Origin of the sequence: Gordonia sp. L191, assembly GCF_030077625.1 — a bacterium.
GTDB classification, from domain to species: Bacteria; Actinomycetota; Actinomycetes; order Mycobacteriales; family Mycobacteriaceae; genus Gordonia; species Gordonia polyisoprenivorans_A.
Genome location: NZ_CP125996.1, coordinates 541666 through 565741, shown reverse-complemented (window position 1 = coordinate 565741; position 24076 = coordinate 541666). Strand labels below are relative to the sequence as shown.

22 protein-coding genes are annotated in these 24076 nt (G+C 67.6%); 8 read left to right on the top strand and 14 right to left on the bottom strand.

All coding sequences use genetic code 11. The features are described from left to right. Positions 1–138 precede the first annotated feature (138 nt). Positions 139–291 (top strand): hypothetical protein, encoded by a 153-nt coding sequence (locus tag QNM97_RS02680; RefSeq protein WP_283821475.1) that lies wholly within the window; start codon positions 139–141, stop codon positions 289–291. Positions 292–417: 126 nt separating this feature from the next. On the opposite strand, the gene pstB is transcribed toward QNM97_RS02680, so the two are convergent. The 4 genes from pstB to pstS form a co-directional block, all read right to left on the bottom strand. Continuing rightward, positions 418–1194 (bottom strand): phosphate ABC transporter ATP-binding protein PstB, encoded by a 777-nt coding sequence (gene pstB / locus QNM97_RS02675; protein WP_014361332.1) that lies wholly within the window; start codon positions 1192–1194, stop codon positions 418–420. A gap of 69 nt (positions 1195–1263) precedes the next feature. Further along, entirely contained in the window at positions 1264–2193 is a 930-nt protein-coding gene (pstA, locus tag QNM97_RS02670) for a phosphate ABC transporter permease PstA (protein WP_283821474.1), read from the bottom strand. Beyond that, positions 2190–3278 carry a phosphate ABC transporter permease subunit PstC gene (gene pstC / locus QNM97_RS02665; RefSeq protein ID WP_079930769.1) on the bottom strand — a complete coding sequence of 363 codons (1089 nt, stop codon included), beginning with the start codon at positions 3276–3278 and terminating at the stop codon, positions 2190–2192. Before pstC ends, pstA begins: the two co-directional genes overlap by 4 nt. A gap of 64 nt (positions 3279–3342) precedes the next feature. Continuing rightward, on the bottom strand, positions 3343–4467 hold the full coding sequence (pstS, locus tag QNM97_RS02660; RefSeq protein WP_283821473.1) for a phosphate ABC transporter substrate-binding protein PstS: 1125 nt from the start codon (positions 4465–4467) through the stop codon (positions 3343–3345). Positions 4468–5024: 557 nt separating this feature from the next. Between pstS and QNM97_RS02655 the strand changes: the two genes are divergently transcribed. Further along, positions 5025–6203 (top strand): hypothetical protein, encoded by a 1179-nt coding sequence (locus tag QNM97_RS02655; RefSeq protein WP_283821472.1) that lies wholly within the window; start codon positions 5025–5027, stop codon positions 6201–6203. Between the two features lie 40 nt (positions 6204–6243). Further along, positions 6244–7446 (top strand): 4-hydroxybenzoate 3-monooxygenase, encoded by a 1203-nt coding sequence (locus QNM97_RS02650; protein WP_283821471.1) that lies wholly within the window; start codon positions 6244–6246, stop codon positions 7444–7446. Here QNM97_RS02650 and QNM97_RS02645 read toward each other — a convergent pair. Further along, a complete protein-coding gene (locus tag QNM97_RS02645) occupies positions 7404–8228 on the bottom strand; it encodes an arylamine N-acetyltransferase family protein (RefSeq protein WP_283821470.1) in 825 nt (274 codons plus the stop codon). The genes QNM97_RS02650 and QNM97_RS02645 overlap by 43 nt on opposite strands. A gap of 29 nt (positions 8229–8257) precedes the next feature. On the opposite strand from QNM97_RS02645, the gene QNM97_RS02640 reads away from it, so the two are divergent. Then, positions 8258–9388, top strand: coding sequence for an LLM class flavin-dependent oxidoreductase (locus tag QNM97_RS02640; RefSeq protein WP_283821469.1), 1131 nt, complete (start codon positions 8258–8260; stop codon positions 9386–9388). Between the two features lie 6 nt (positions 9389–9394). Here QNM97_RS02640 and QNM97_RS02635 read toward each other — a convergent pair whose 3' ends face one another. The 3 genes from QNM97_RS02635 to QNM97_RS02625 all read right to left on the bottom strand — a co-directional run bounded on the left by QNM97_RS02635 (position 9395) and on the right by QNM97_RS02625 (position 12168). Further along, positions 9395–10342 carry an endonuclease/exonuclease/phosphatase family protein gene (locus tag QNM97_RS02635; RefSeq protein WP_283821468.1) on the bottom strand — a complete coding sequence of 316 codons (948 nt, stop codon included), beginning with the start codon at positions 10340–10342 and terminating at the stop codon, positions 9395–9397. An 85-nt stretch (positions 10343–10427) separates the two neighbouring features. Continuing rightward, positions 10428–11378 carry a mycothiol synthase gene (mshD, locus tag QNM97_RS02630; protein WP_502874981.1) on the bottom strand — a complete coding sequence of 317 codons (951 nt, stop codon included), beginning with the start codon at positions 11376–11378 and terminating at the stop codon, positions 10428–10430. Next, positions 11368–12168 carry a winged helix-turn-helix transcriptional regulator gene (locus QNM97_RS02625; RefSeq protein ID WP_208792518.1) on the bottom strand — a complete coding sequence of 267 codons (801 nt, stop codon included), beginning with the start codon at positions 12166–12168 and terminating at the stop codon, positions 11368–11370. The genes mshD and QNM97_RS02625 overlap by 11 nt, the downstream gene beginning before the upstream one ends. A gap of 183 nt (positions 12169–12351) precedes the next feature. Here QNM97_RS02625 and QNM97_RS02620 point away from each other — a divergent pair, with 183 nt between their 5' ends. From QNM97_RS02620 to QNM97_RS02605, 4 genes are all read left to right on the top strand, one after another. Then, a complete protein-coding gene (locus QNM97_RS02620; protein ID WP_502874980.1) occupies positions 12352–13320 on the top strand; it encodes an LmeA family phospholipid-binding protein in 969 nt (322 codons plus the stop codon). Positions 13321–13717: 397 nt separating this feature from the next. After that, the gene (locus QNM97_RS02615) at positions 13718–14557 is read left to right on the top strand and encodes a sulfurtransferase (protein WP_208792520.1); all 840 of its coding nucleotides are present in this window, start codon (positions 13718–13720) and stop codon (positions 14555–14557) included. A 2-nt stretch (positions 14558–14559) separates the two neighbouring features. After that, on the top strand, positions 14560–14865 hold the full coding sequence (locus QNM97_RS02610; RefSeq protein ID WP_283821466.1) for a DUF1416 domain-containing protein: 306 nt from the start codon (positions 14560–14562) through the stop codon (positions 14863–14865). Positions 14866–15122: 257 nt separating this feature from the next. After that, positions 15123–15794 carry a heme-binding beta-barrel domain-containing protein gene (locus tag QNM97_RS02605; protein ID WP_283821465.1) on the top strand — a complete coding sequence of 224 codons (672 nt, stop codon included), beginning with the start codon at positions 15123–15125 and terminating at the stop codon, positions 15792–15794. Positions 15795–15820: 26 nt separating this feature from the next. On the opposite strand, the gene QNM97_RS02600 is transcribed toward QNM97_RS02605, so the two are convergent. From QNM97_RS02600 to QNM97_RS02575, 6 genes are all read right to left on the bottom strand, one after another. Further along, the gene (locus QNM97_RS02600) at positions 15821–16528 is read right to left on the bottom strand and encodes a hypothetical protein (RefSeq protein WP_283821464.1); all 708 of its coding nucleotides are present in this window, start codon (positions 16526–16528) and stop codon (positions 15821–15823) included. Positions 16529–16649: 121 nt separating this feature from the next. Continuing rightward, positions 16650–17390 carry a hypothetical protein gene (locus QNM97_RS02595; protein WP_283821463.1) on the bottom strand — a complete coding sequence of 247 codons (741 nt, stop codon included), beginning with the start codon at positions 17388–17390 and terminating at the stop codon, positions 16650–16652. Positions 17391–17824: 434 nt separating this feature from the next. Next, on the bottom strand, positions 17825–19582 hold the full coding sequence (gene cydC, locus QNM97_RS02590; RefSeq protein ID WP_283821462.1) for a thiol reductant ABC exporter subunit CydC: 1758 nt from the start codon (positions 19580–19582) through the stop codon (positions 17825–17827). Positions 19583–19625: 43 nt separating this feature from the next. Next, entirely contained in the window at positions 19626–21347 is a 1722-nt protein-coding gene (gene cydD / locus QNM97_RS02585; protein ID WP_283821461.1) for a thiol reductant ABC exporter subunit CydD, read from the bottom strand. After that, complete coding sequence (gene cydB / locus QNM97_RS02580) at positions 21338–22414, bottom strand: cytochrome d ubiquinol oxidase subunit II (protein WP_208792523.1); 1077 nt, start codon at positions 22412–22414, stop codon at positions 21338–21340. The genes cydD and cydB overlap by 10 nt, the downstream gene beginning before the upstream one ends. A 12-nt stretch (positions 22415–22426) precedes the next feature. Next, the gene (locus QNM97_RS02575) at positions 22427–23992 is read right to left on the bottom strand and encodes a cytochrome ubiquinol oxidase subunit I (protein WP_283823077.1); all 1566 of its coding nucleotides are present in this window, start codon (positions 23990–23992) and stop codon (positions 22427–22429) included. Between the last annotated feature and the right edge of the window lie 84 nt (positions 23993–24076).

Below are 24076 nucleotides of genomic sequence, written 5' to 3'. Positions count from 1 at the left end.
CACCCTGGTCACTTCCGCTTTCGTGGTGCAGCACGCCTGGTGTGTGCTTCACCACGTTGCGTATGTGCGTGTGATACCCCATCCGAGGTCACCGATCGGTGTGCATCGGGCCCCGGCGACCGGCTAGCGTAGCTCGTCATGAGCCTGCACTCTCCCGCCGACCAGGATGTCAACGCCGCCGGGGATCAGGGCGACGTCGGCGCCGGGGTGTGTGCCCGGCAGCTGCTCACCTATGCCGGGGTGGTCGCGTCCCTGCTGGCACTACTGGTGATTCTCTACCTCAACATGTGACAAGACCTCAACATGTGACAGGACCACGACATACGACGAGTCCCCGGCCGCCAGCGGCGTCGTGCCACTGCCAGGCGATCCGGGGACTTCGGTCGTTGCGCGCTTCCGGTACTGCGCTCCCCGGCCTCAGCCGAAGCGTCCCGAGATGTAGTCCTCGGTCTCACGCTTGGTCGGGTTGGAGAAGATCGTCTCGGTGTCGTTGATCTCGACGAGCTGGCCGGGCTGCCCGACCCCTTCGAGGTTGAAGAACGCCGTCTGATCGCTCACCCGCGCGGCCTGCTGCATGTTGTGGGTGACGATGACGATCGTGTAGTCCTTCTTGAGCTCGCCCATCAGGTCCTCGATGGCCAGGGTCGAGATGGGGTCGAGCGCCGAGCACGGCTCGTCCATCAGCAACACGTCCGGGGAGACCGCGATCGCGCGGGCGATGCACAGACGCTGCTGCTGACCGCCGGAGAGCCCGCCACCGGGCTTGTCGAGCCGGTCCTTGACCTCTTCCCACAGGTTCGCGCCGCGCAGGCTGCGTTCGCACACCTCGTTGAGCTGCGATTTGCCCCGCACGCCCTGCAGTTTGAGCCCGGCGACCACGTTGTCGCGGATCGACATCGTCGGGAACGGGTTGGGGCGCTGGAACACCATGCCGATGGTCGTACGGACGCTGGTGGGGTTCACGCCCTTGCCGTAGATGTCCTCACCGTCGAGCAGCACGCTGCCCACCGCGTAGGCGCCCGGGATCTCCTCGTGCATCCGGTTGAGCGTGCGCAGCACGGTCGACTTGCCACAGCCCGACGGGCCGATGAACGCGGTGATGCTGCGCGGCGGGACCGAGAGCGTCACGTCCTTCACGGCGTGGAACTTGCCGTAGTAGATGTTCAGGTCTTTGATGTCGAGGCGCTTGGCCATGGAACTACTTTCTTTACGGCGATGGATGAGCTTGGCGCACAGCCCCTTTCGACTGCGCTCGGCTCGGACTTACTTGGTCTTGGGGGCCAGCAGCTTCGAGAGCACGGCGGCGAACAGGTTGAGGACGGCGACGATGATGATCAGGGTGAGCGCGGCGCCCCAGTAGTAGAACGACGACGCGGGCTGACTCGCCGCCCACATGTCCTTGATGAACAGGGGCAACGAGTTCATGCCGCCCTCGAACGGGTTCGTCTTGACCATCGTGCTCGCCGGTCCGGCGAGGATCAGCACCGGCGCGGTCTCGCCCATGATGCGGGCGATGGCCAGGAAGATGCCCGACAGCATGCCCGACAGCGCGGTCGGGATGACGATGCGCATGATGGTCTTCCACTTGGGGATGCCCAGCGCATAGGAGGCTTCGCGGAGCTCGTCGGGAACGAGTTTGAGCATCTCCTCGGTGGAGCGCACGACGATCGGGATCATCAGCAGGATCAGTGCGAGGCTCACCATGAAGCCGCTCTGCCCCATCGACAACCCGATGACGAAGACGGTGAAGATGAACAGCGTCGCGACGATCGACGGCACTCCGGCGAGGATGTCGACCATGAAGCTGACCGGCTTCACCAGCCGCGACGTCGGGTATTCGACGAGCATGACCGCGGTCAGCACGGCGATCGGCACCGAGATGATCGCGGCGACGAGCGCCTGGATGATCGAACCGATGATGGCCGGCGCGACGCCCGCCCCGAACTGGGTGGTGGTGTCGATGCCGTAGGCGTCGCCGAACCACCAGTTCGGGTCGGTGATGGCACCGACGCCCTTGGAGATGACCGTCCACAGCAGCCACACCAGCGGGATGACGCCGATGATGAAGCAGCCGATGAAGATGCCCTTCGCGGAGTTGTTGCGTAGTTTCCGGCTCAGCGAGACCTCGCGGAAGGCCGTGCCGGAGTCCTTGACCGGGCCGCCCCCGGGGGTCTTGTCCATCGTGACGGTCATCCGTTCACCTTTCCACCGGCGACCGAACGGGCGATCGCATTGACCACGAATGTGAGGATGAACAGCACCAGACCTGCTGCGATGTACGCACTCTGGGTGTCGCGGCTGCCGACGAACTCGCCGACGTCGCGGGCGATCTTGGAGGCGAAGGTGTCACCGCCCTCGAACAGCGACCACTTGAGACGGCCGACGGCCGAACTCAGGATGATCATCACCGCGATGGTCTCGCCGAGTGCGCGACCGAGGGCGAGCATGGATGCGGCGATCATGCCGGAGCGTCCGTAGGGGAAGGAGGTCATCCGGATGACCTCCCATTTGGTGGCGCCGAGCGCGAGCGCGGCCTCCTTCTGGCCGCTCGGCGTCTGGCGCAACACCTCGCGGGTGATCGAGGTGATGATCGGCAGCATCATGATCGCGAGCACGATGCCCGCGGTGAAGACGGTGCCGCCGCCGGCGACCGACGTGCTGCCCGAGGAGAACAGGAAGAACCAGCCCAACGAGCTGTTCAACCATTCCGCGAACGGCGCGATGAACGGCGCGAGGATGTAGATACCCCAGAGGCCGAAGATGATCGAGGGCACCGCGGCGAGCAGGTCGATGACCGCACCGAGCGGCCGGGAGATCTGCCGCGGTGCGTATTCGACCAGGAAGACCGCGATGCCGATGGCGATCGGCGTCGCCAGCGCGAGGGCGAAGACCGACGACAATGCGGTGGCCCGGAACAACTCCCACACACCGAAGCGCACGGAGTTGCCGTCGAAGTTCGACTGGCTGACCTGCCACTCCGAGGAGAACAGGAAGTTCGCGTTGTTCGCCGCGATCGCCGGTATGGCATCGACGATCAGTGAGATACCGATACCGGCGATCAGGGCGATGACGAAGAACCCGGTACCCCGGGCGAGATAGGAGAAGACGCGGTCGCCGGTGGCACCTCGGTGGCTACGCAGGCCCGGGTGGAGTTGCTCGTCGAGTTCTCGCTCTTCTTCGGGCGGTAACTGGTTGGGCGTTTCGGGCGGCTGCGCGCCGGGGTCGTACGGATTGTCCGTATGACCCCGGCCCGTACCGGTGGTGTCATCCACTGACATAACTCTTATCGCCTAGGGTTCGGGTCTTCGCTGCTTCGGGGTGTTTCGTTGACGTGCGCGCCGATTACTGAATGGCGTTGATCGAGGCCTGCAGCTTCTGCTGGAAGTCACTCGGGAGCGGGATGTAGCCCGCGTTGATCAGTTCCTGTCCCTGATTCTGCGGCGCCGAGGCGACCGAGAGGAAGGACTTGACGCCCTGCCCGACCGCTGTGTCGGAGTACTTCGAGCAGACAATCGAATATGTTGCCAGAACGATCGGGTAAGCACCGGCCGAGGTGGGCTTGTAGAACGACGAGGTGTCGATCACCATGTTGTGGTTGTCCGGGCCGTTCTTGAGAGTGGCCGACTCGATGGTCTTGCCACCCGACTCCGCCGTCAACGCCACACCGCTGCGATCCTGATCGGTGATGATCTTGGCCATCGACAAGTTGTTGGACTGCGCGTAGGCCCACTCGACGTAGGCGATCGAACCCGGGGTCGGCTTCACGGCCGAACCCACACCGGGGTTGCCCTGCTTGCCCTCGCCGACACCGCCGTTGAAGGTCTTGCCGTCACCCTTGGTCCAGCCACCGGCCGCGGTCAGGTACTTCTGGAAGTTGTCGGTGGTACCCGACTGATCCGCGCGGTAGATGACGCTGATCGGGGTGGCCGGCAGGGTCTTGCCCGGGTTGTCGGCGGTGATCACCGGATCGTTCCAGGTCTTGACCTCGCCGCTGAAGATCTTGGCCAGCGTCGGGCCGGACAGTGCGAGGTCGCTGACCCCGTCGACGTTGTAGGCGACCGCGATCGGACCGAAGACCAGCGGCAGCTGCCAGGCCTCGGAACCGGTGCAACGCGCGGCGGCCTTGCTGATCTCGTCGCCCTTGAGCGGGGAGTCGGAGCCACCGAAGTCGGTCAGGCCCTGGGTGAAGTCGGAGACACCCTGGCCGGAGCCGCCGCCACCGTAGGCGAGCTCGTATCCGGGGCAGGTCTTGGCGAACGACGTGGAGAAGATCTTCATCGCGTTGGCCTGGGCGGTCGAGCCGCTGGCCTTGAGCGACTGCTTGCCCTCGCATTTGACATTGGCGACGGCCGACGCGGGTGCCGCGCTGGTGGTCCCCTTGTCCGCGTTACTGCTACACGCGCCGAGAATGAGGGCCGAGCTGGCCGCCATGGCGGCCACAACAGCACCTGTACGACTCAATTTCACTTCTGGTTCCTCCAGCATCAAAACACGGCAGTCCGGCCACGCGACCCTGCCCGGTCGAGCTGACCTTATGGGGCAGTGATGGACGGTCCCCCGACGAAAGGTGAACAGAAGATGAATTGGACGACTCGGACATGCCGATTCCCGTCGCCGGCTCTCCCGATCAGCGGCGTGGATCGGACAAACACCCCTCGGAGCTGGTCCGATACGTCCCATTCGGGTGCGCCACGAGCCCCGGCACGTCGACGAAACGTGCCAGTCGACAACTGCGGCCCGTGGCCCGCTGCCACCACTCGGGTGAGCGCGCGGTGAATGCCGGGTGGCCACCCGGTGCGCACCGGCGCAATGCCATCCCGACGCCATCAATTTAGGTAAGGCTTGGTAAAGTCGATTCGATTCTCATGGCGACGCAGCGAACCCCCGATCCCGCACTCCCGACTCCCCGGGTCGCGATGCGACGTGGGTCACTCCCGCGGCAATCGATTCGCAGCGCTGCCCTCGACCGCCACCACAGCCGTCGGCGTTCGGCGTTGGTCGTGGGACCCGTCGAGGTCCCGTCCGTGACGCAGGTGCGCGATCGGGTGCGTGCGATGGCTGCGGCCGGCCCGTTCACGCGGGTGGGCCTGCACCCCACGCCGGCACGTGCACGATGGACCCACGATCCCGACGCCGGTGGTTGCCAGGTGCGGGCGAGCAGGGGCGGCGACGATCCGCTGCGTCTGCTCGACGAGGTCCGCAGCGGCCCCGAGCGGCCCCTGCGCGTCGTACTCGGTGACGAGCACATCGCCATCGATTTCGATCACGGTCTCGGCGACGCCGCACTGCTCAACGTCGTCGTCGCGGTGATCCTCGGGTTCACCGACCCGCATGACCGCCGGACGTGGCGCCGATTCGGCCACCGCACACCGCCGCTGGTGCTGGCCTCGGCCGCGATCTGCGCCGATCCACGCCGCGTGGTCGCACTGGCCCGGCTGCTCCGTCGGGCGCCGTCCGAGCCCGGGGGGATCCGCACCGCCGGCGAAGCGGCCTCGCCACCCGGCGGTTCCGGCACCGTCAGTGGTGTCGACACCGCCGACGACCGCCGCCCACGCGCCACCCTCGCCCACGTCCCCGCGGCCACGGTCGCCGAAGTCCGCGCCGCGCGGGACCGTGACCGTCCCGGGGTGGGGATGTACGCACTGACCACCGTCGCGCTCGTCGACGCGCTCGTCGAGGCCGGCGTCGATCTGCATCCGACGATCACCGCCCCTTTCGACGCCCGCGTCTATCTCCCCCGATCCCGGAACACGCTCGCGAATTTCTCTGCCGGACTGGCCTTTCCGGTTCCGCCCGGCAGTGAGCCGGACGAACTTCAACGTGCCCTGTCGGCGTCGGCGCGGATGGGACGCCCGATCGCCAACCTGGCGATCACCTCGGTCAAGACGCTCGCATCCGCCCGGCGCACAGCCGACCCGCGGCCCCCCGCATTCACCGATGTGCCGGTGCCGCTGCTGCATTCGAGTGTGGGCACCGTGCCGGGCCGGGATCACCGCTGGACGTGGCTCGCCGACGATCGGGCGCGGGTGTTCTCGGTTGCCGACCCCCCGTCACCACACGGCCTTACCGTGACGACCGCACTCGTCGGAGGCGGGATGTCGGTGGCCGCAGCCTATTTCGATGACGGGGTGTCCTCCGCCGCGGTCGCCGACGCACTCGCCGCCCTGCCCGATCGTCTTCGTGCCCTGGTCGCGCTCACCTGAGCGCGTACCGACCGAGCACCCACACCCCAGGAGTCCCCTCATGCCCAGGAGTCCCCTCATACGTTGTCAGGTCGCGATCATCGGCGCCGGCCCGGCGGGTTTGTCGCTGGCGATGATGTTGCATCGTCAGGGTATCGACGCCGTCGTCCTCGAGGCGCGCGACGAGACGCACGTGCGTGCCCGGGTTCGCGCCGGGGTGATCGAACAGACCACCGTCGACACCCTGACCGACCTCGGCGTGGCCGACCGGCTGCACGCGCAAGCGCTGCGCCACAACGGTTTCTACCTCCGGTTCGATCGCCACACCCACCACCTCGATTTCCACCGGCTGACCGGGCGCAACGCCTTCGTCTACGGGCAGGCCGAGATCGTCGCCGACCTCATCGACGCGCGCACGGCGGCCGGGTTGCCGCTGGTGTTCGACGCCGCCGACGTCGAGATCGGCCCGACGGACGGACCCACCACCGAGGTCACCTACACCGTCGAGGGCCGCACCCATCGCCTCACCGCCGACTTCGTCGCCGGCTGCGACGGCTTCCACGGGGTCGGCCGAACCCGGCTGCCGTCCTCGGTACGCACCATCGAACGCGTGTATCCCTTTGCGTGGCTGGGCATCCTGGCCCGAACGACTCCGGTGACCGAGGAGGGCATGTACTGCGCCCACCCCGACGGGTTGTCGGTCCACAGCATGCGCGGCACACACATCACGCGCCAGTACCTCCAGGTGCCGGCCGACACCGATCTCGCCGACTGGCCCGACGAACGCATCTGGGCCGAATTACGCAGGCGCAGTGCCTCCGACGATCATCCGGAACTGCAGACCGGAGAGATCTTCGACCGCAGCCTCGCCCCGCTGCGCAGCGTGGTCACCGAACGCATGCAGCATGGTTCACTGTTCCTGCTCGGCGACGCCGCCCACATCGTGCCGCCCACCGGCGCCAAGGGGCTCAACCTCGCGGTGTCGGACGCGAGCGTGCTGTCCCATGCCCTCGGCGTCTTCTACCGCGACGGTGACCGCACCCCTCTCGAGAACTACACCGACACCGCGCTGCCGCGGATCTGGCAGGCGCAGAACTTCTCCTGGACGCTGACCTCGGTGCTGCACCGCTTCACCGACGATCCGTTCGACTGGGGGCTGCGGCGCGCGAAGCTGAATCGGTGGGTTGCCTCCCGCGCCGAGCAGGGGGCGCTCGGCGAGGTCTACCTCGGGTTGCCGTTTCCCACCCCGTGGCGCCCGGAGTGAGAGCGGTCGCGCGCGGAACCGAGTGGTAGCGAGGGTAACTCGTCGACGCCGAGGCGCAGGACCCGGCGGCACACGTCGAGCGCCGCACGGTGATCGAGGTCGGATTCGGTGCGTGTTCCCCGCGCGTCGGTGACGATCAGCCGATAGTCATCGACGCCGCCGGTGATGCTCACGCGGCCGCCGTCGACGGGCAGGGTGGCGATGAGCGAGCCGGTGAATCGGGACCGCGGCGAGGTGCTGTGCCACCACGCCATCGCCTCGAACTCGGCGAGTTCCCGCGTGCACGGCTCCAGAAGGTAGGCCGCCGAATCGAATTCGATCCGACGCTCGGAGACCGAGTCGAGGTCGATGGGCCGGCAGACCATCTCACCACCGAATCCGACGTCGACGAGCCACTGCTCTGCGCCGACCTGCGCGCGCACGGCCATGTGCCCGAGCGGCGGGCCGAGGCCGGCCGCGTTCTCCACCCTCGCCCCGACCGCGTGTGCATCGATACCCAGTGCGCGCAACGCGAGCAGCAGCAGTCCGTTGAGTTCGTAGCAGATCCCGCCCCGACGGCCGTCGACGAGCCTGTCGACGATGACGCGCGGATCCACCTCGACGGGTGTCCCGAGATGAATACCCAGATTCTCGAACGGGATTCGTCGATGTTGCGCGGTGGCGATCGCGACGACGAGGTCCGCCGGGTCGGCGGCAACCTCGGTCACGCCGATCCTCGACAGATACACGGCCGGCTGAAGCGGCGCCCCCTCACCACCCGACCAGGCATCGCTTGCGTCCACGACAACAGGATAGGCTAACCTCATCTTCCATGGCTCCCGAGGTCTTCTGGTACATCAATCCGACCGACGGTGACGTCCCGTGGGAACCGTCGCTGCGGACCGAACCCACCTTCGAGGTGATCCGTCATCAGGCCCGCACCCTCGACCGGCTCGGCTACCGCGGGGCACTGACCACCGCCCGCGAGCCGATCGCCCTGGTTCCCGAGACCGAGAACCTGCGCTTCCTGGTCCCGGTGTATCCGGGGGTGAAGCCACCGGCGATGCTCGCCGAGGAGGCACAGGTCTTCGACCAGTACTCGGGCGGGCGGCTGATCTTCAATCAGGTCAACGGCGCCGACGCCGTCCTCGCCCGGTACGGCCAGTACGCCTCGAAGGCGCAGCGGTACCGGCTCTCGGCCGAATACTGGACCCAGGTCAAACGTCTCTACGCCGACGCCACCGATGCCTACGACGGCGAGTTCTTCTCCTACGGACCGCGATACAAGCCCGCGATTCCCGGCCCCCGACAGCCCGGCGGCATCGAGGTCTGGGGCACCGGCGCGTCACCGGAGGGCATCGCGCACGCGGCCGAGGTCCTCGACGTGTACCTGTCGTTCATGTCGGCACCTGCGGACCTGTCGACGCTGTTCGCCCGGGTTCGCGACGCCGCCGCGGGCCGCGGCCGGTCACTGCGCTTCGGGGTGCTCGCCAGCGTCATCGTGCGCGAGACCGACGAGCAGGCGTGGGAGCGGTTCTCCGATCAGCTGTCCCGCACACGCCCGGAGACGGTGCTCGCGACCGCCGACCGCAATCTGCGCAGCTTCGGCTTCCCCGGGCTCGACGAGATCACCAGTCCCGACCCGCAGGTGCAGGGCCGGATCGACACGCTGCGTGCCGTGCGCATCCCCGGGCGCGATCTGCTCGAGTTCGCCCCGAACATGGCCGCCGGGCTGACCACCTGGACCGCCGCCGAACCTCCCTTCGACATCGCGGGCAAGGGCACCGGAACGTACTTCGTCGGAAGCGCCGAGAACGTGGCCCGCGCGATGAACACCGTTGCCGCACAAGCCGGTATCGACATCTGGATTCTGTCGGGCTGGCCGCTGGCCGCGGAGGCCGAGATCGCCGCCGACCTCCTGCTGCCGCTGCTCGCCGACGCCCACCACCCCGCGGTGGCCTGACGCCCGCTATCGGCGCAGCCGCACCGTGGCCACCACACCGCGGTGATCGGACCCCGGTAGGTCCACCGTGCGCAGCGACGTCGGTACCGGCCCGCCGCGGGTCATGACGTGATCGATCCCCAGCATCGGCGGTATCCGACGGTTCGCCGGGTAGGTCGCGGCGGCGCCCGCGCCGGTGAGTTCGGCGGCGTCGAGCAGGCCCGGCGATCCGTCGGGGCCGTGGCCGCGCAACAACTCTCGGAACTGCCGATGATCCCAGGTGGAGTTCATGTCGGCGCCGATGATCGTCGGGAGTGTCTCGGCGTTCAGGATCGACGAGAGTCGCGAGAGTTCGGTCTCCCAGCGCCAGGCCGGCTCCGGCCACGGCGGCAACGGATGCAGTGCGTAGACGGCGTGGCGGCCGTGGCCGTCGATCTCGGCCACCGCGCGAATGTTCCCCAGGCGGAAATGTTCCAACACCGTCCCCCCGACGAGGGGGAACCGGGAGAAGATGCCGATCCCCCGACCGTCGGGCAGGGCGTGGGTGAACGAATATCCCAGCGTCGCAGCCAGAGTCGAGGAGCGTAGCCGCGTCAGCGCCGCGTCGGTGAGCTCGACGACGGTCAAGATGTCGACCTTCTCGGCGCGCACCGTGGCCGCCAGCGCATCGGTGTCGGCGTCGCCGAGGTAGATGTTGGCCTGCATGACCACCAGATCGTCGGCCCGCGCGGACGCCGATCCAACGTAGAGCGGTACCTGGGTCGCCACGCTGGCCACCACCACGACGGCCGCGAGCACCGCGCCGAGGCGGCGCCGTGCGGCGAGCATCGCGGCCAACCCGACGATCGAGGCGAGCACCAGCAACGGCGTGAACGCGGCGATCCGGCTGGCCGTCGAGCTGGTCAGCGGCGAATGATGCGCGGCCACCCCAGCGATCCCCGCACCGACCAGCACCGCGCCGACAACCGTTGTCACCCAACGGATTACACTCCACCTGATTACACCGAAGCGGGTCACCCCGGTAGAGCTCGAACGACGACCACCTGTTGCCGGGGCCGACTCACCCATAGGCGACGTCGATGGCGTAGCGGGTGAAGCCCAACCGCTCATAGGTGTGCAGCGCCGCGGTGTTGTCACCCTCCACGTACAGCAGCACCTCGTCGACACCCCGCTCGGCGAAGTAGTGCAGACCCGCCAGCGTCAGCAGCCGCCCGAGGCCGCGTCCCTGCGCGGCCGGATCGACACCGACGACGTAGACCTCGCCGAGTCCCGGCCCCTGTGTCTTGGTCCAGTGAAAACCCAAGAGCGGTCGGCGATCTGATTCGCCGGCGCTGGTTGCGGCGTCGAACGCCAGGAACAACCCGGCCGGATCGAACCAGTCCGATGCCACCCGCTCGGCGATCTGCTCCGGCGCCCACCCACCCTGCTCGGGATGCCAGGCGAAGGCGGCGTTGTTGACGCGAAGGATCTCCGCATCATCCGAAGGCCCTGCGTAGGTGCGCAATTCGATGTCGGCGGGAACCTCGAGGGCGGGCAGGCCATCGGCGCCGCCGGTTCGCCGCAGCTGCAACAACTCTCGCCGACGCTGCAGCCCGAGCGATGCGGCCAACGCCTGCGCGGCCGGGAGATCGCCGTGCGCCCAGGCCCGCACGGCATCCGAGGAGGAAGCCGCGCCGGCACGTTCGCGCGCCGCGGTGAAGGCGGCGGTGAGTAGTGCCCGGCCGTGCCCCCGGCGACGCTGCTCGGGATCGACGACGGCCTCGATCATCGCCGGCTCGTCGTCGCGGCCGGGGACGATGTTGGCGTAGCCGGCCGCGCTGATGACGTGTTGAACGCCCGCGCCGGCACCGTCGATGGCGAGGACTGCCTGTTCCGACAGTGGCGCCACCCCGTCGGCCGCGGTCGCTGCCGCGACGAGACGGTGTGCGTGCGAGGCCGTCTCGGGTGTCAGGGACTCGGTGACATCAACCTCGGGGACGTCAACTTCGGGGACCTCGACCTCAGGGGGCACTGAACTCCTCGTCGAAGGGATCGATCCGGGTGTCGCCGATGTCGCCGAGATCCTCGCCGGGGAGTTCGTCTCCGGAGTCCTCGACCTCGTCGTCGGCGGTCTCCGCCGAGGCGGAGCGGCCGCGCGTCGGGCGCACGGCCTTGTAGCCCACGTTACGGACGGTGCCGATCAACGACTCGTGGTCGCTGCCGAGTTTCGCACGCAGGCGCCGGACGTGGACGTCGACGGTGCGGGTGCCACCGAAGAAGTCGTATCCCCAGACCTCCTGCAGCAACTGCGCCCGGGTGAAGACACGGCCGGCGTTCTGCGCCAGATACTTCAGGAGCTCGAACTCCTTGTAGGTGAGATCCAGCGGGCGTCCGCGCAGACGGGCGGTGTAGGTGCCCTCGTCGATGACCAGCTCACCGAGCGTGACCTTGCCGGAGGCCTCCTCGGCGCTGACGCCGCGGGTGCGCACGACGAGCAGACGCAGGCGGGCGTCGAGTTCGGCGGGGCCCGTCCCGGGCAGCAGGAACTCGTCGAGCCCCCAATCGGCATTCACCGCGACCAATCCGCCTTCGGTGAGCACCGCGGCCACCGGCACCGCCGATCCGGTGCTACCGAGCAGCCGGCACAGTCCGCGGGCCGCGGCCAGGTCGGTGCGGGCGTCGACGATCGCGACGTCGGCGTTACCCGCCTCCATCAGCGACGACACCTCCGTCGGCGCCACCCGCACGGTGTGCGCGAGCAGCGACAGGGACGGCAACACCGACTCCGGGTTGGGATCGGCGGTCAACAACAGGAGATCCACGTCCTTCTCCGATCTTCCTCGTCGCGCCTCGCGCACCTTACGTCCCGAGGCAGGGGGCCTCGGGGATGGTCGTACCCCGTCTCCCGGCCACCTCGACGTTGAGGCGATCCACCGATCGCGCCCGAAAGAGCATGTTTACTCTGCCTTACCAACATGTGCGCGACAGATGACAGAATAGCCGCAATGTCACGCTCGGCTGTTAACAAGGCAGACTCGGAGGCCGTGACCTCGGACGCAGCGACTCCTGCACCCTCGCGACATCGGCTCCGACGCACGCTTCTGGTGACGCTCGCGCTCGTCGTCGTCGTGGGTGCCATCGCGGTGATCGCCGACACCGTCACGGCGAGTCGCAGCGAACATCGCCTCTCGATGTCCCTCGCGAGTGCGCCGGGTATCACCTACCGGCCCGAGGTGACGCTCGGCGGCTTCCCGTTCCTGACCCATGCCTCCTCGGGCGAGTTCACCGGCGCCACGATCACCGCCCGTGGCGTGCCGATCCCGCATGGCTGCTCGTATCCCGCGGCCGGCCCCTGCTTCGCCGAACTCGGGGCGACGCTGGGAGCGCTGCGGGTCCCCGACGGCTTCGACATCGGGCCCACCGACACCCTGCGCACCGACTCGGTCACCGCCTACTCGCGACTCGACTCGGTGAATCTGGGCCGCATGCTGGGCATCCTGGATCTCACCGTCAACACCCCCGCCGGCCCCGACCGTGTCGGCGGCGGCGGACCCCAGTTCGGCAATCTCGAGCGCACCTCGGGCATCGTGCTGACCGGATCGGTGGCCCTGCGGCCGGACTCGGCGCCGCCGACCGGTGCGACGCCGAGTCCGCAGCTCGCGCCGTCGGCTTCGGAGTACCCGGGCCCACGGACCAGGGTCAGCGTCATCGTCGAGGTATCGGTACGCGACGGCCGGCTGCACGTGCAGGCGACGGGCTTCTACACCGGGCCCGAAAAGCACGTCGACGCACCGGAACTCGCCGGCGCCGACAAGTCCGCCCTACGCGCGGCCGTGCTCGCGCGTTTCACCGCCACACTGCCGCTGCTGCCCATGCCGTGGGACCTGCCGGCGACCGGGGCACACAGCTCGGGCAGCGACATCCTGCTCACCGCCGGGTCCGGGCCACGCGACCTGCTGCCCGAGCGCTTCTGACCTCGACGATCGCAACCACCGCCGGGGCGGGGACACGCTTGTGGCGGGTACCGATCGCTGTTGTACCCTCGTGGACATGCAACAGCGCCGTGAGTTCATGCTCACCCGCCGCCGGGCGATCGACTTCTGTCGAGTCGCCGACTGTTGCTGTCGCATCACGATGTGATCGTCTCGCTCGCGCCCGCACCGTCGCGCCCGAGTCGCCACGATCACTCGATGCCGGCCGGTACAGCGCGTTTCCCATGACGACGCCGTCCACCGAGATCTCGGGTTCGCACCCGGATCATGCCGTCATCATCCGCCGAAGTCGTCGGCGTCCGACGCCGATCGCCTTCATCATTGTTTCACAGATCATCTCCACCACACCCGATACCCACATCAACGGGAGGAAACACCCATGGCACGTTCCGACGTCCTGGTCAGCGCCGATTGGGCTGAGCAGAACCTGCACACCGACAAGGTCGTGTTCGTCGAGGTCGACGAGGACACCAGCGCCTACGACGGCGGCCACATCGAGGGCGCGGTCAAGCTCGACTGGAAGACCGACCTGCAGGATCCGGTTCGTCGTGACTTCGTCGACCGCGAGCAGTTTTCCGCGCTGCTCTCCGAGCGCGGAATCGCCAACGACGACACCGTCGTGCTCTACGGCGGCAACAACAACTGGTTCGCGGCGTACGCCTACTGGTACTTCAAGCTCTACGGCCACCAGGACGTGAAGCTGCTCGACGGCGGCCGCAAGAAGTGGGAGCTCGACGGCCGTCCGCTGTCGACCGACGCCGTGAGCCGTCCGGCCACCGAGTACAAGGCCGCCGATCCGGACAACTCGATCCGCGCCTTCCGCGACGAGGTCGTCGACGCCATCGGCGCCAAGAACCTGGTCGACGTGCGCAGCCCCGACGAGTTCTCCGGCAAGATCCTCGCCCCTGCCCACCTGCCGCAGGAGCAGAGCCAGCGTCCCGGCCACATCCCCGGCGCCATCAACGTGCCGTGGAGCAAGGCCGCCAACGAGGACGGCACCTTCCGCAGCGACGACGAACTCGCCGAGCTGTACTCCGACGCCGGCCTCGACGGCGAGAAGGAAACCATCGCCTACTGCCGCATCGGCGAGCGTTCCAGCCACACCTGGTTCGTTCTGCAGGAGCTGCTGGGCCACAAGAACGTCAAGAACTACGACGGCAGCTGGACCGAATACGGCTCGCTCGTCGGCGTTCCGGTTGAACTGGGAGAAGGTAAGTAATCATGTGTGCTGCACCCAAGCAGGGACAGAAGCTGCCCGCGGGCGTCGATGTCGAGAAGGAGACCGTCCTGACCGGACAGGTCACCGACAACTCCGGGAGCCCCGTCGCGGGTGCGTTCGTGCGGCTGCTCGACGAGACCGGTGAGTTCACCGCCGAGGTCGTCGCCAGCCCCACCGGCGACTTCCGTTTCTTCGCCGCGCCCGGCAAGTGGACGCTGCGTGCACTGAGCTCGGTCGGCAACGGTGACGTCACCGTCAATCCGGACGGACCCGGCGTGCACACGCACGACATCACCGTCAGCAAGTAAGTCCACACGGACTCCCCGACGGCCCGGTCACCCTCGCGGTGGCCGGGCCGTCGGCGTTCTCACCTGTTCTTCCTCGGGTCTTCCCAGGGCGGCCCGTGATTCATCTTTCACTCGGCCGGACCGACGACGTCCGCGCACACCCCGAGAGGTAAACTCCCACCCGTGGTCCTCTTCTTCGAAATCCTGCTGGGTCTGGCAACGCTGCTGATCATCTGGTTCACGCTGTACGTGATCTACCGCCTGGTCAACGACGAATCGTGACCCTGCCGTCCGACGGACAACCCGACCCCGACGGGGCCGATACCCCACGTCGGTCGGGTGACGAGGCGATCAACCAGGCCGAGGTCCGTGCCGCCGAATCCGGCAGCCGCGAACGCAACACCCCCTCGTGGGACGATCTGCCGTTGCCCGCCGACACCGCCAATCTGCGGATCGGCGCCGACCTGCATCCGGGCCTGCTCGCCCTCCTGCCGATGGTCGGAGTCTGGCGCGGCGAGGGCGAGGGGCACGACCCGGTCAGCGGCAACGACTACCACTTCGCCCAACAGATCGTGGTCAGCCATGACGGACAGAACTTCCTCAACTGGGAGGCCCGTTCGTGGGTGATCGACGAGGACGGGAACTTCGTCCGACCCGATCTGCGTGAGGCCGGCTTCTGGCGGATCGGCGAGGACGACAGCATCGAACTCCTCCTCACCCACGCCGAGGGCTCCATCGAGCTGTACTACGGCCGCCCGCTCAATCAGACGTCGTGGAATCTGACCACCGACGTCGTCATCCGCTCCGAGTCGGGCAAGCACACCGGCGGCGCCAAGCGTCTCTATGGCATCGTGCCCGACGGCGATCTCGCCTACGTCGAGGAACGCGTCGACGCCGAGGGCGACCTCACCCCGCGCCTATCGGCCAAGCTGCGGCGTCACGTCGGCTGAACTGCGTCGGCTGAACTGCTGCGCCGTCACACCGGCGGCGGTGCATAGACCGGTGCCGGCGCGGGCGCCTTGCCACCCCAGATGATTCCGCCGATTCCCAGCAGCACCACCACGACGCCGAGGATCACGTTCAGGATCGCCGACGGTCCCGCCGAGAACGTGTAGTGGGCCTCGACGTACTGCGATGAGTCGTTGTCGAAGGTGCCGACCACCACCGAGGGGTCGACGACGGCCACCGTCGCTACGCCCGCACCGATGACCCCGAACAGCACGTTCACCGCGGAGAATCCGCGCCGGGCGACGTTGCACAGGATGAGGATCGACGACAGCAGCGTCGGGAACAGGACGAGTAGCGGCAGCAGAACTCCCGGGAAGACGACGGCATGCGATCCGCCCATCAGCGGCAGTCCCTCACCCTGCGAGGTCCAGTGAGCCCATCCGTTGAATGTCGAGTCGCCGCCGTCGTTTGCGGTCACCGTCGCGAAGGTGAGAAATCCGAGAACACCGATCAGCAGCCACGCGAGCATCGTGCACGCGGCAAACGTCCGCGTCAGCGCGACGTGGCGCAGCGGTGGCTTGGGCGGTGGTGTGAACGGTGTGGCCCCATACGCACCGGGATACGCACCGGGCACCCCGTAGCCGCCCGGGTACTGGCCGCCACCCCACTGCGGGGTCTGTGGGTACTGCGGCTGCTGTGGGTACGGATTCGAATAAGGGCTCCCCGGTTCATTCACCGCGCATACGCTACCGTCAATCCCCCCATGCCACCCGGAAGGTCGATCAGTATGACGATTTGCCCGGTTTCCGACGGAATCGTCATACACAAGAACGTCATACACAAGGACCTGATACCCATCAGGGGCGCACGTGGATGACGTCGACGACGACGGGCCGCCCGGATTCCCGCGCCGCCTGCACGTAGTGGATGCCGGGGCCGGGAGGGATCGGGATCGATTCCCCGGGAAGCGCCACGACGAGGTCGAAGGCCCCGCCGAGCCCGGTCATCAGCACCGCGATCCGTCGCGGCCCCCGATTGTGGACGACGGCCGTCCCCGCGACACTCTCGCAGCACACCCCGGCGTCCGCGGCGTCGTGAAAGTCTGAGGCGCTGTGCGGTTCAGCAGCGCTGTGGGGCGTGGCCGAGTAGGGCGTCCAGAACTCGTCCGCACCGGGCATACGCGGCCAGTCGACCTCGTCGGGCCGTGGTGGGTGGATGAGGAAGGCGGGCTCGCCGTCGTCGACGATCTGCCCGACGACGACCGGCCGCCCGCCACGGCGTTCGGCCTGCAGCACGTGGAACTCGTTGTCCGGCAACGCCGCCGATGATCCCGCGCTCAGTGGTGTGAGCCGGGCACCCGACATCGCGGTGAAGCCGGGGATCGAGAGCACGGCGAGATCACTGCGTCCGCGGTTGTGCAGGGTCAGACGCGAGTCCGCGGAATCGGCGGTCAACGTATAGGTGAGGCCGCCGGCGTACCCCGCGATCCAGGTCCCCGCGCCGTCGTCGTTCCAGTCGCGATCGCCCGGGGTGAGAAATCGCGACAGTCGGCCGGTGGGTACCGAGAACTCCCGCGTCGATGCGGTCGCAATGCCCACGGTTGGTGATGAGGCAGTTTCGGACGAATCCAAGATGCCGGTGTTCATGACGTCTCCCGCGTTGGTGGGCTGATCTGCACGTCAGTCCACACCGGCCGGACCGCCCGAACACGAGTAGTGCACTAACCGAAAAACCGGACGCACGAGAAAGACCCGAGCCCGCACATGGAACGACCCCCGCACCGCCCGGGGATTCGGGCCGAGCGACCGGACCAGGTCGGGTGCAGGGGTCGGGTGACCACCTGGTATTCGCCGATGCGAGGGATCGATCGAGGGATATCAGATGGATCTCCGCGTCAGCGGATGGTCACCTCACTTGTCCGTTTGCCAATCAACTTCGGACCACCTCCTTCCATGTGTACCGACGAAACTACGCCGCAATCGCAAGCACGGCAACAGGTTTTCGTTCCGAGGGTTTTCACCCGAGATTCGCGTCAGTGCGCGACCGGGCTGAGGTCGACCACCCGAACCGACTCGGCACGCCCGGGATGCAGCGCCACCGCCGACAGCTGGTGCGTCACCACCACCACGGTCCGATCCGGGGCGAACATGCTCGATGACGGGTCGAGGATGCGCCGCAGCAGACGCTCGGCGTCGGCGGCGTCGAGGTGTTCGGTCGGCTCGTCGAGTAGCACGATCGGCGCACGGTGCAGCAACGCGCGGGCGAGCAGCAGTCGCCGGCGCTGGCCGCCGCTGAGCGATTCGGCGCCGCCGGTCAATTCGGTGCCGAGCCCGTCGGGCAGTTCGGCCACCCAGTCGGCCAGTCCCACCTCGGCGAGCGCCGCGTGCATCTCCTCGACGGTCACATCCCCGCGGGCGACGCGGAGGTTCTCCTCGAGCGACGTGGAGAAGATGTGTGCCTCTTCGGCGAAATAACATGTCGCCGAACGGATTGCCAGCTGCTTCCCGGCGTCGTCGATGGCCGTCACCGACCCGCCTCGGGCATCGAGCAGACCGGCCATCGTCAGCAGCAGCGTCGACTTGCCGATACCGCTGGGCCCGACGACGGCCATCCGTGAGCCCGGCGTGAGCGTCGCGGTCACACCCGCCTCGGGGCCGAGCACGGCCGCATCCGACCATCCCCAGCGCAGCGCATCGAGGCGCAGTGTCACGGGCGCGGCATGCACGTCCACGTCGTCCATCGCCGCATCCCCGACGCTCGAGTCCTGGCCATCCGAGTCGCCCTGCACGGTCTTGCGTGCCCCGGTCCTGCGTGCCCCGTCGACGAGTGCCATCACCCGCGCGGCGCTCTGTCGACTGCGCTCGAGTTGGATACCCGCCTCGGTCAGCGGCGCCGTGGACTCGAAGGACGACAGCGGCAACAGGATCAACACGCCGAGCACCATCGGCGTCAGCAGGCCGGTCGTACTCGACACGCCGGCCAGCGAGCCGGAAACCCCCGAGGCGAGACCGATCCCGATGACGCAGGCCGCGATCAGCGACGCCCCCAACGAGAGTGGGGTCGCCGCGGCGGCCAGTGCTTCGATGCGTTCGCCCCGGTCAGCGGCCCGGATCGCCTCGGCATCGGCTTGCCGCGCGGTGGCCAGCACGCTGCGCCGCCGCCGCGAGACGACCAGTTCGGGCGCATGCCACAGGGCTGTGGTGGTCGCCTCGGCGACCGCGGTGTTCGCGCGGGCGGCGTCACCCAGGGCGCGATCGGAGCCGCGGGCCGCCAGCCAGGGTGCGATCACCCCGGAGACGATCAGGGCGATCGCGAGGACGAGGGCGGCCCACCCGGAGACCAGCGCCATGATCGCCACGGCGGCCACCGAGGTCGTCATTCCGACGCCGATCGGGATGAGCGCCCGGATGAGCGCATTGCCGATCTCGTCGACGTCGTCTCCGGTGCGGGTCAACAGATCTCCGCGACGCAGGGTCACCGAATAGGCGGGCGATCCCGACGCCAACGCCACATACAGGCGTTCGCGCGCGGTCGCCATCGCGCCGAGTGCGAGGTCGTGGGTGGCGAGGCGCTCCAGGTACCGGAATAGTCCCCGCGAGATGCCCAGCGCGCGAACGGCGGTGATCGCGACCGACAGGTACAGCACCGGTGGCATCTGCCAGGCACGGGTGATCAGCCACGCCGAGAGCGCAGCAAGCCCCAGCGCCGAGAGGGCACCGGCCACGCCGAGCATCAGCGACCACAACACCGGCCGGGTGCGCAGACCGAGGAATCCCAGCGCGCGGATCAACGGATCACGATGCCGCCCAGTACTTTCTGCGACGTCAGAGGTCTCAGCCAGATCGGCGGACACCGAGTACCTCCGGGAGCTCGACGACGTGGTCGGCGTGTGCGCGGGCCACATCGCGATGGGCGACGACGAGCACGGTGTCACCGGCGCGCGCCCGCGCGGCCAGCGCGGCGAGCACCGACTCCTCGCTCGCGGCGTCGAGGTGTGCGGTGGGCTCGTCGAGCAGCAACAGCGGCGACGGCGAGGCCAGCACCCGCGTCAGCGCGAGCCGCTGCCGCTGCCCCGCGGACAGCCCGACGCCCCCGGTACCGAGCACGGTGTCGACGCCGTCCGGCAAGGAGGCCAGGACCTCGTCGAAACCCGTTGCGGCGCTGGCACGATGGAGCTGTGCCGAGTCGAGGGCGCCGAAGAGGGCGAGGTTGTCGGCCACGGTGCCGGGTACCACGACCGGTTGCTGGGGCAGCCACGCGACCTGCTCGTGATAGGCATCGGGTTCGAGCTCGGCCACCGGGATCGACCCGACGAGCACCGAACCCTCGTCCGGGGCGAGCAGACCGAGGACGGCGGCGAACATCGTCGACTTGCCCGACCCGTTGGGTCCGGTGAACACCGTCAGCTCACCGGGATTCGCGGTCGCCGTGAGTTCGTACGGCGCCCAGCCGTCCCGGCCGTGCACACCGACGTCGAGCAGCCGGATCGGTTCTCCGGCAACGGTGCACGAGCGCGTCCGGCCGACACCCGCGCCCGCGGAACCGGAGTCGATGAGATCGAGCACCTCGCCGGCAGCGGTCACCCCGTCGACCGAGTTGTGGAACTGCGCACCGACCTGCCGCAGCGGCAGATAGGCCTCGGGCGCCAGGATCAGTGCGAGAACACCTGCGTACAAGGTCATCTCGCCCGACACCAGACGCAGGCCGATACCGACGGCGACCAACGCCACACTGATGGTCGCGAGGAACTCCAGGACCCCGCCGGAGAGGAACGCCACCCGCAACGACGACATCGAACTGCGCCGGTGCGCCTGCCCGAGGTCGGCGACCTGCCGGGCGGGCGCGCGAGCGCGATTGAGCGCGCGCAGCGTGGGCAAACCGGTGACCAGGTCGAGCAGTTGAGCGCTGAGCCGGCTCATCGTCGCGAGCTTGCGCTCGGTGCGATCACGTGTCATCAGTCCGATGAGGATCATGAACAGCGGGATCAACGGCAGCGTGATCACGATGATCACCGCCGACGGCCAGTCGGCGACGGCGATCACGGCCAGCACCGTCGGCGTGACCAGCACCGTGACGATCAGCGCTGGCACATATCCCGAGAGATACGGCCCCAGTGCGCCCAGTCCCCGGAGCAGCACCGTCGTCGCGTGTTCGCGACGCCGCAGCAGTTCTCGCGGCGGTGTGCGGTCCGGGTCGGTCAATTCAGCCAGGGCGCGAGCGCGCAGCTCGGCGATCGCCGTCGCCGAAGCCCGGTGCGCGTACCGATCGTGGCCGAATGAGGTGAGCACGCGGACGACGACCGCTGCCACCAACACCCACAGGTGCGCCGACTGCGCGGCGAGGGAACGGCGCGCCGGATCGGTCACCAACTCCGCGAGGATCGACGCCGTCATCACGGCGGTGACGATCACCGCGACCGTGGTGATCGCCGCCAGCAAGGCGGTCACCAGCACATAGCGCCGGGTGGCGGGCGAATACCGGAGCAGGCGGGGATCGAGCGGGGGGCGGGCCCGCCGCGCGCGCCGAGAACCCCCGTCCTCCTCCGCTATTGCCATGCCTTCAACGACAACCCGGTCGGTGCCGGGATCTGGCCGACGCTGATGCGCTTGCGGAAGACCCAGTAGGTCCAGCCCTGATAGGCGATGACGACCGGCGTCATGATCAGCGCGGCGATCGTCATCACGGTCAGCGTGTAATGACTCGACGCGGTGTTGGCGACGGTCAGGTTGTAGGCCGAATCAGTGGTCGACGGAAGCACATTCGGGAACAGCACCGAGAACAGCGTCGCCACGGTTCCGGCGATGGCGATCGAGGTCGCCAGGAAGGCGATGCCCTCGCGCTGCACCTGGGTCGCCGCGACCATGACCAGCGCGGCGACGGCGGCGATGAGCACCGGGATCCACGTCCATCCGTTGCCGTAGGCGAACTGCGTCCACAGCAGGAACGCCGCGGCCACGACCAGCGTCGGAATGGCCAGCAGCTTGGCGTATCTCATCGCGTCCTGCTGCAGCACACCGCTGGTCTTGAGTCCGAGGAAGACCGCACCGTGCGTGAGGAATGCGAGCAGCGTGGTGACACCGCCGAGTAGCGCATAGGGATTGAGCAGGTTGAAGAATCCGCCGGTGTACTGGTGCGCGGCGTCGATCGGCAGACCGCGGACGACGTTGGCAAAGGCCACGCCCCACAGCAGTGCGGGAATCCACGATCCCAGGCCGATGCCGACGTCGCACCACATCCGCCAGCGCGGGTCGTTGATCTTGCCCCGCCACTCGATGGCCACGACCCGGGTGATCAGTCCGATCAAGATCAGGAACAGCGGCAGGTAGAACGCGGTGAACATCGTTGCATACCAACCACCGAACGCCGCGAACAGTGCGCCGCCGGCGGTCAGCAGCCACACCTCGTTGCCGTCCCACACCGGGCCGATGGTGTTGAGCAGCGCACGCCTGCGCTTGTCCGGGTCGGCGGCATCGTCGTCGGCCGCGACCTTCTCGTCGCCACCGGTGTGGCTCGCGCCGAGGAACGGCATCAGCATGCCGACACCGAAGTCGAAGCCCTCGAGAACGAAGTATCCGATGAACAGGACCGCGACGACGATGAACCAGAAGTTTTCGAGTGACATCTGTCCCGCTCCTCAGTACGCGAACGAAAGCTGTTTGGGCTCATCGGAATCGGAGTCGTCGGACTCCACCTCCGGAGCGATGTGGTCATGTGCCGCGGGACCCTCGATGGCGTAGCGCCGTTGCAGGAGGAACCACACCACACCCAGCCCGCCGTAGAGCAGCGTGAAGCCGATCATGGTGACCCACAGGATCGGTGGCGTGTGGTTGGAGACGCCGTCGGCCACGAGCATGTGTATGCGCAGCGGGTCGAGGTTGTTCTCCCAGTTGGGGGCGACGACCCATGGCTGGCGGCCCATCTCGGTGAAGATCCAGCCGGATGCGTTGGCCAGGAACGGGGTCGGGATCATCCATAGGGCCAACAGGCCCAGGCGTCTGGATTCGACCACCTTCTTTCGTCGGGTGAACCACAGTCCGCCGAAGGCCACGACGACCGATCCGAGCGCCCAGGTGATCATCGCGCGGAATCCCCAGTAGGTGACGAACAGATTGGGGGCGAAGTTCTGGCCGGGCATGTTCAGCCCTTCCTGATATTGCGCCTGCAACTGATTCACACCCTGCAATGTTTCGCCGAAGCGGTGCGTGGCCAGGAAGGACAGCATGCCCGGGATCTCGATGACGTGGTCGATGTCGGCACAATTGTTCTGCCGCCCGATCGAGAGCACCGAGAACCCGGCGTTCTCCTGGGTGTTGCACAGCGATTCCGCCGACGCCATCTTCATCGGCTGCTGTTTGAACATGATCTGCGCCTGGAAGTCGCCGGTGATGAACAACAGCACACCGGCGACGATGGCCACCCAGCACGCGAACCGGGTCACCGGACGCCACAGGCGATGGGCGTCGCGCTCGAGATCCTCAGGGGTGGCATCGATCTGGCTCGGCGAGGTGGTCTTGGGCATCCCACTCGTGTCGCCGGTATCGATGGCCACGCGCAACTTCTTGGCGCGCCACATGTTTCGCGACATCCACCAGATACCGATGCCACCGACGAAGGTGGCCGCGGTCAACCAGGCACCGGCGATCACGTGCGGGAACGCGGCGAGGGTCGTGTTGTTGGTGATGACCGCCCAGAAGTTGTTCATGGCCGGGCGGTTACGTGTCGGGTCGAATGCCACACCCACCGGGTGCTGCATCCACGAGTTCGCGGCGATGATGAAGTACGCCGAGGCGGTCACGCCGATCGCGACCAGCCAGATGGTGGCCAGATGTACCCGGCGGGGCAGACGCGACCAGCCGAAGATCCAGAGTCCCAGGAATGTCGATTCGAGGAAGAAGGCGATCAATCCCTCGAGGGCCAGCGGTGCACCGAACACATCGGCGACGTATCGGCTGTACTCGCTCCAGTTCATTCCGAATTGGAACTCCTGCACGATGCCGGTGGCCACGCCGAGGGCGAAATTGATCAGGAACAGTTTCCCGAAGAATTTCGTGGCCCGTAACCACTGCTCGTTTCCGGTCTTGTGCCAGACCGTCTGCATGATCGCCACCATCGGTGCGAGACCGATGGTCAACGGGACGAACAGGAAGTGATAAACGGTCGTGATACCGAATTGCCATCGTGACAAATCCAGAGCGTTCAACGTCGCCTCGAATCGCATGGTCGCGTCTCAGGCTGCGAGACGCGGGACGAAAGTTGGCTACTACACCACGTAGTAACCATGTAT

What these genes read in the sequence shown, in the direction of transcription:
- pstB (WP_014361332.1), bottom strand. Translation starts at nt 1,194, where the DNA reads ATGGCCAAGCGCCTCGACATCAAAGACCTGAACATCTACTACGGCAAG.
- cydD (WP_283821461.1), bottom strand. Translation starts at nt 21,347, where the DNA reads ATGGCAATAGCGGAGGAGGACGGGGGTTCTCGGCGCGCGCGGCGGGCC.
- QNM97_RS02640 (WP_283821469.1), top strand. Translation starts at nt 8,258, where the DNA reads ATGGCTCCCGAGGTCTTCTGGTACATCAATCCGACCGACGGTGACGTC.
- pstA (WP_283821474.1), bottom strand. Translation starts at nt 2,193, where the DNA reads ATGACCGTCACGATGGACAAGACCCCCGGGGGCGGCCCGGTCAAGGAC.
- QNM97_RS02615 (WP_208792520.1), top strand. Translation starts at nt 13,718, where the DNA reads ATGGCACGTTCCGACGTCCTGGTCAGCGCCGATTGGGCTGAGCAGAAC.
- QNM97_RS02620 (WP_502874980.1), top strand. Translation starts at nt 12,352, where the DNA reads ATGTCACGCTCGGCTGTTAACAAGGCAGACTCGGAGGCCGTGACCTCG.
- QNM97_RS02680 (WP_283821475.1), top strand. Translation starts at nt 139, where the DNA reads ATGAGCCTGCACTCTCCCGCCGACCAGGATGTCAACGCCGCCGGGGAT.
- cydB (WP_208792523.1), bottom strand. Translation starts at nt 22,414, where the DNA reads ATGTCACTCGAAAACTTCTGGTTCATCGTCGTCGCGGTCCTGTTCATC.
- QNM97_RS02650 (WP_283821471.1), top strand. Translation starts at nt 6,244, where the DNA reads ATGCCCAGGAGTCCCCTCATACGTTGTCAGGTCGCGATCATCGGCGCC.
- QNM97_RS02610 (WP_283821466.1), top strand. Translation starts at nt 14,560, where the DNA reads ATGTGTGCTGCACCCAAGCAGGGACAGAAGCTGCCCGCGGGCGTCGAT.
- pstC (WP_079930769.1), bottom strand. Translation starts at nt 3,278, where the DNA reads ATGTCAGTGGATGACACCACCGGTACGGGCCGGGGTCATACGGACAAT.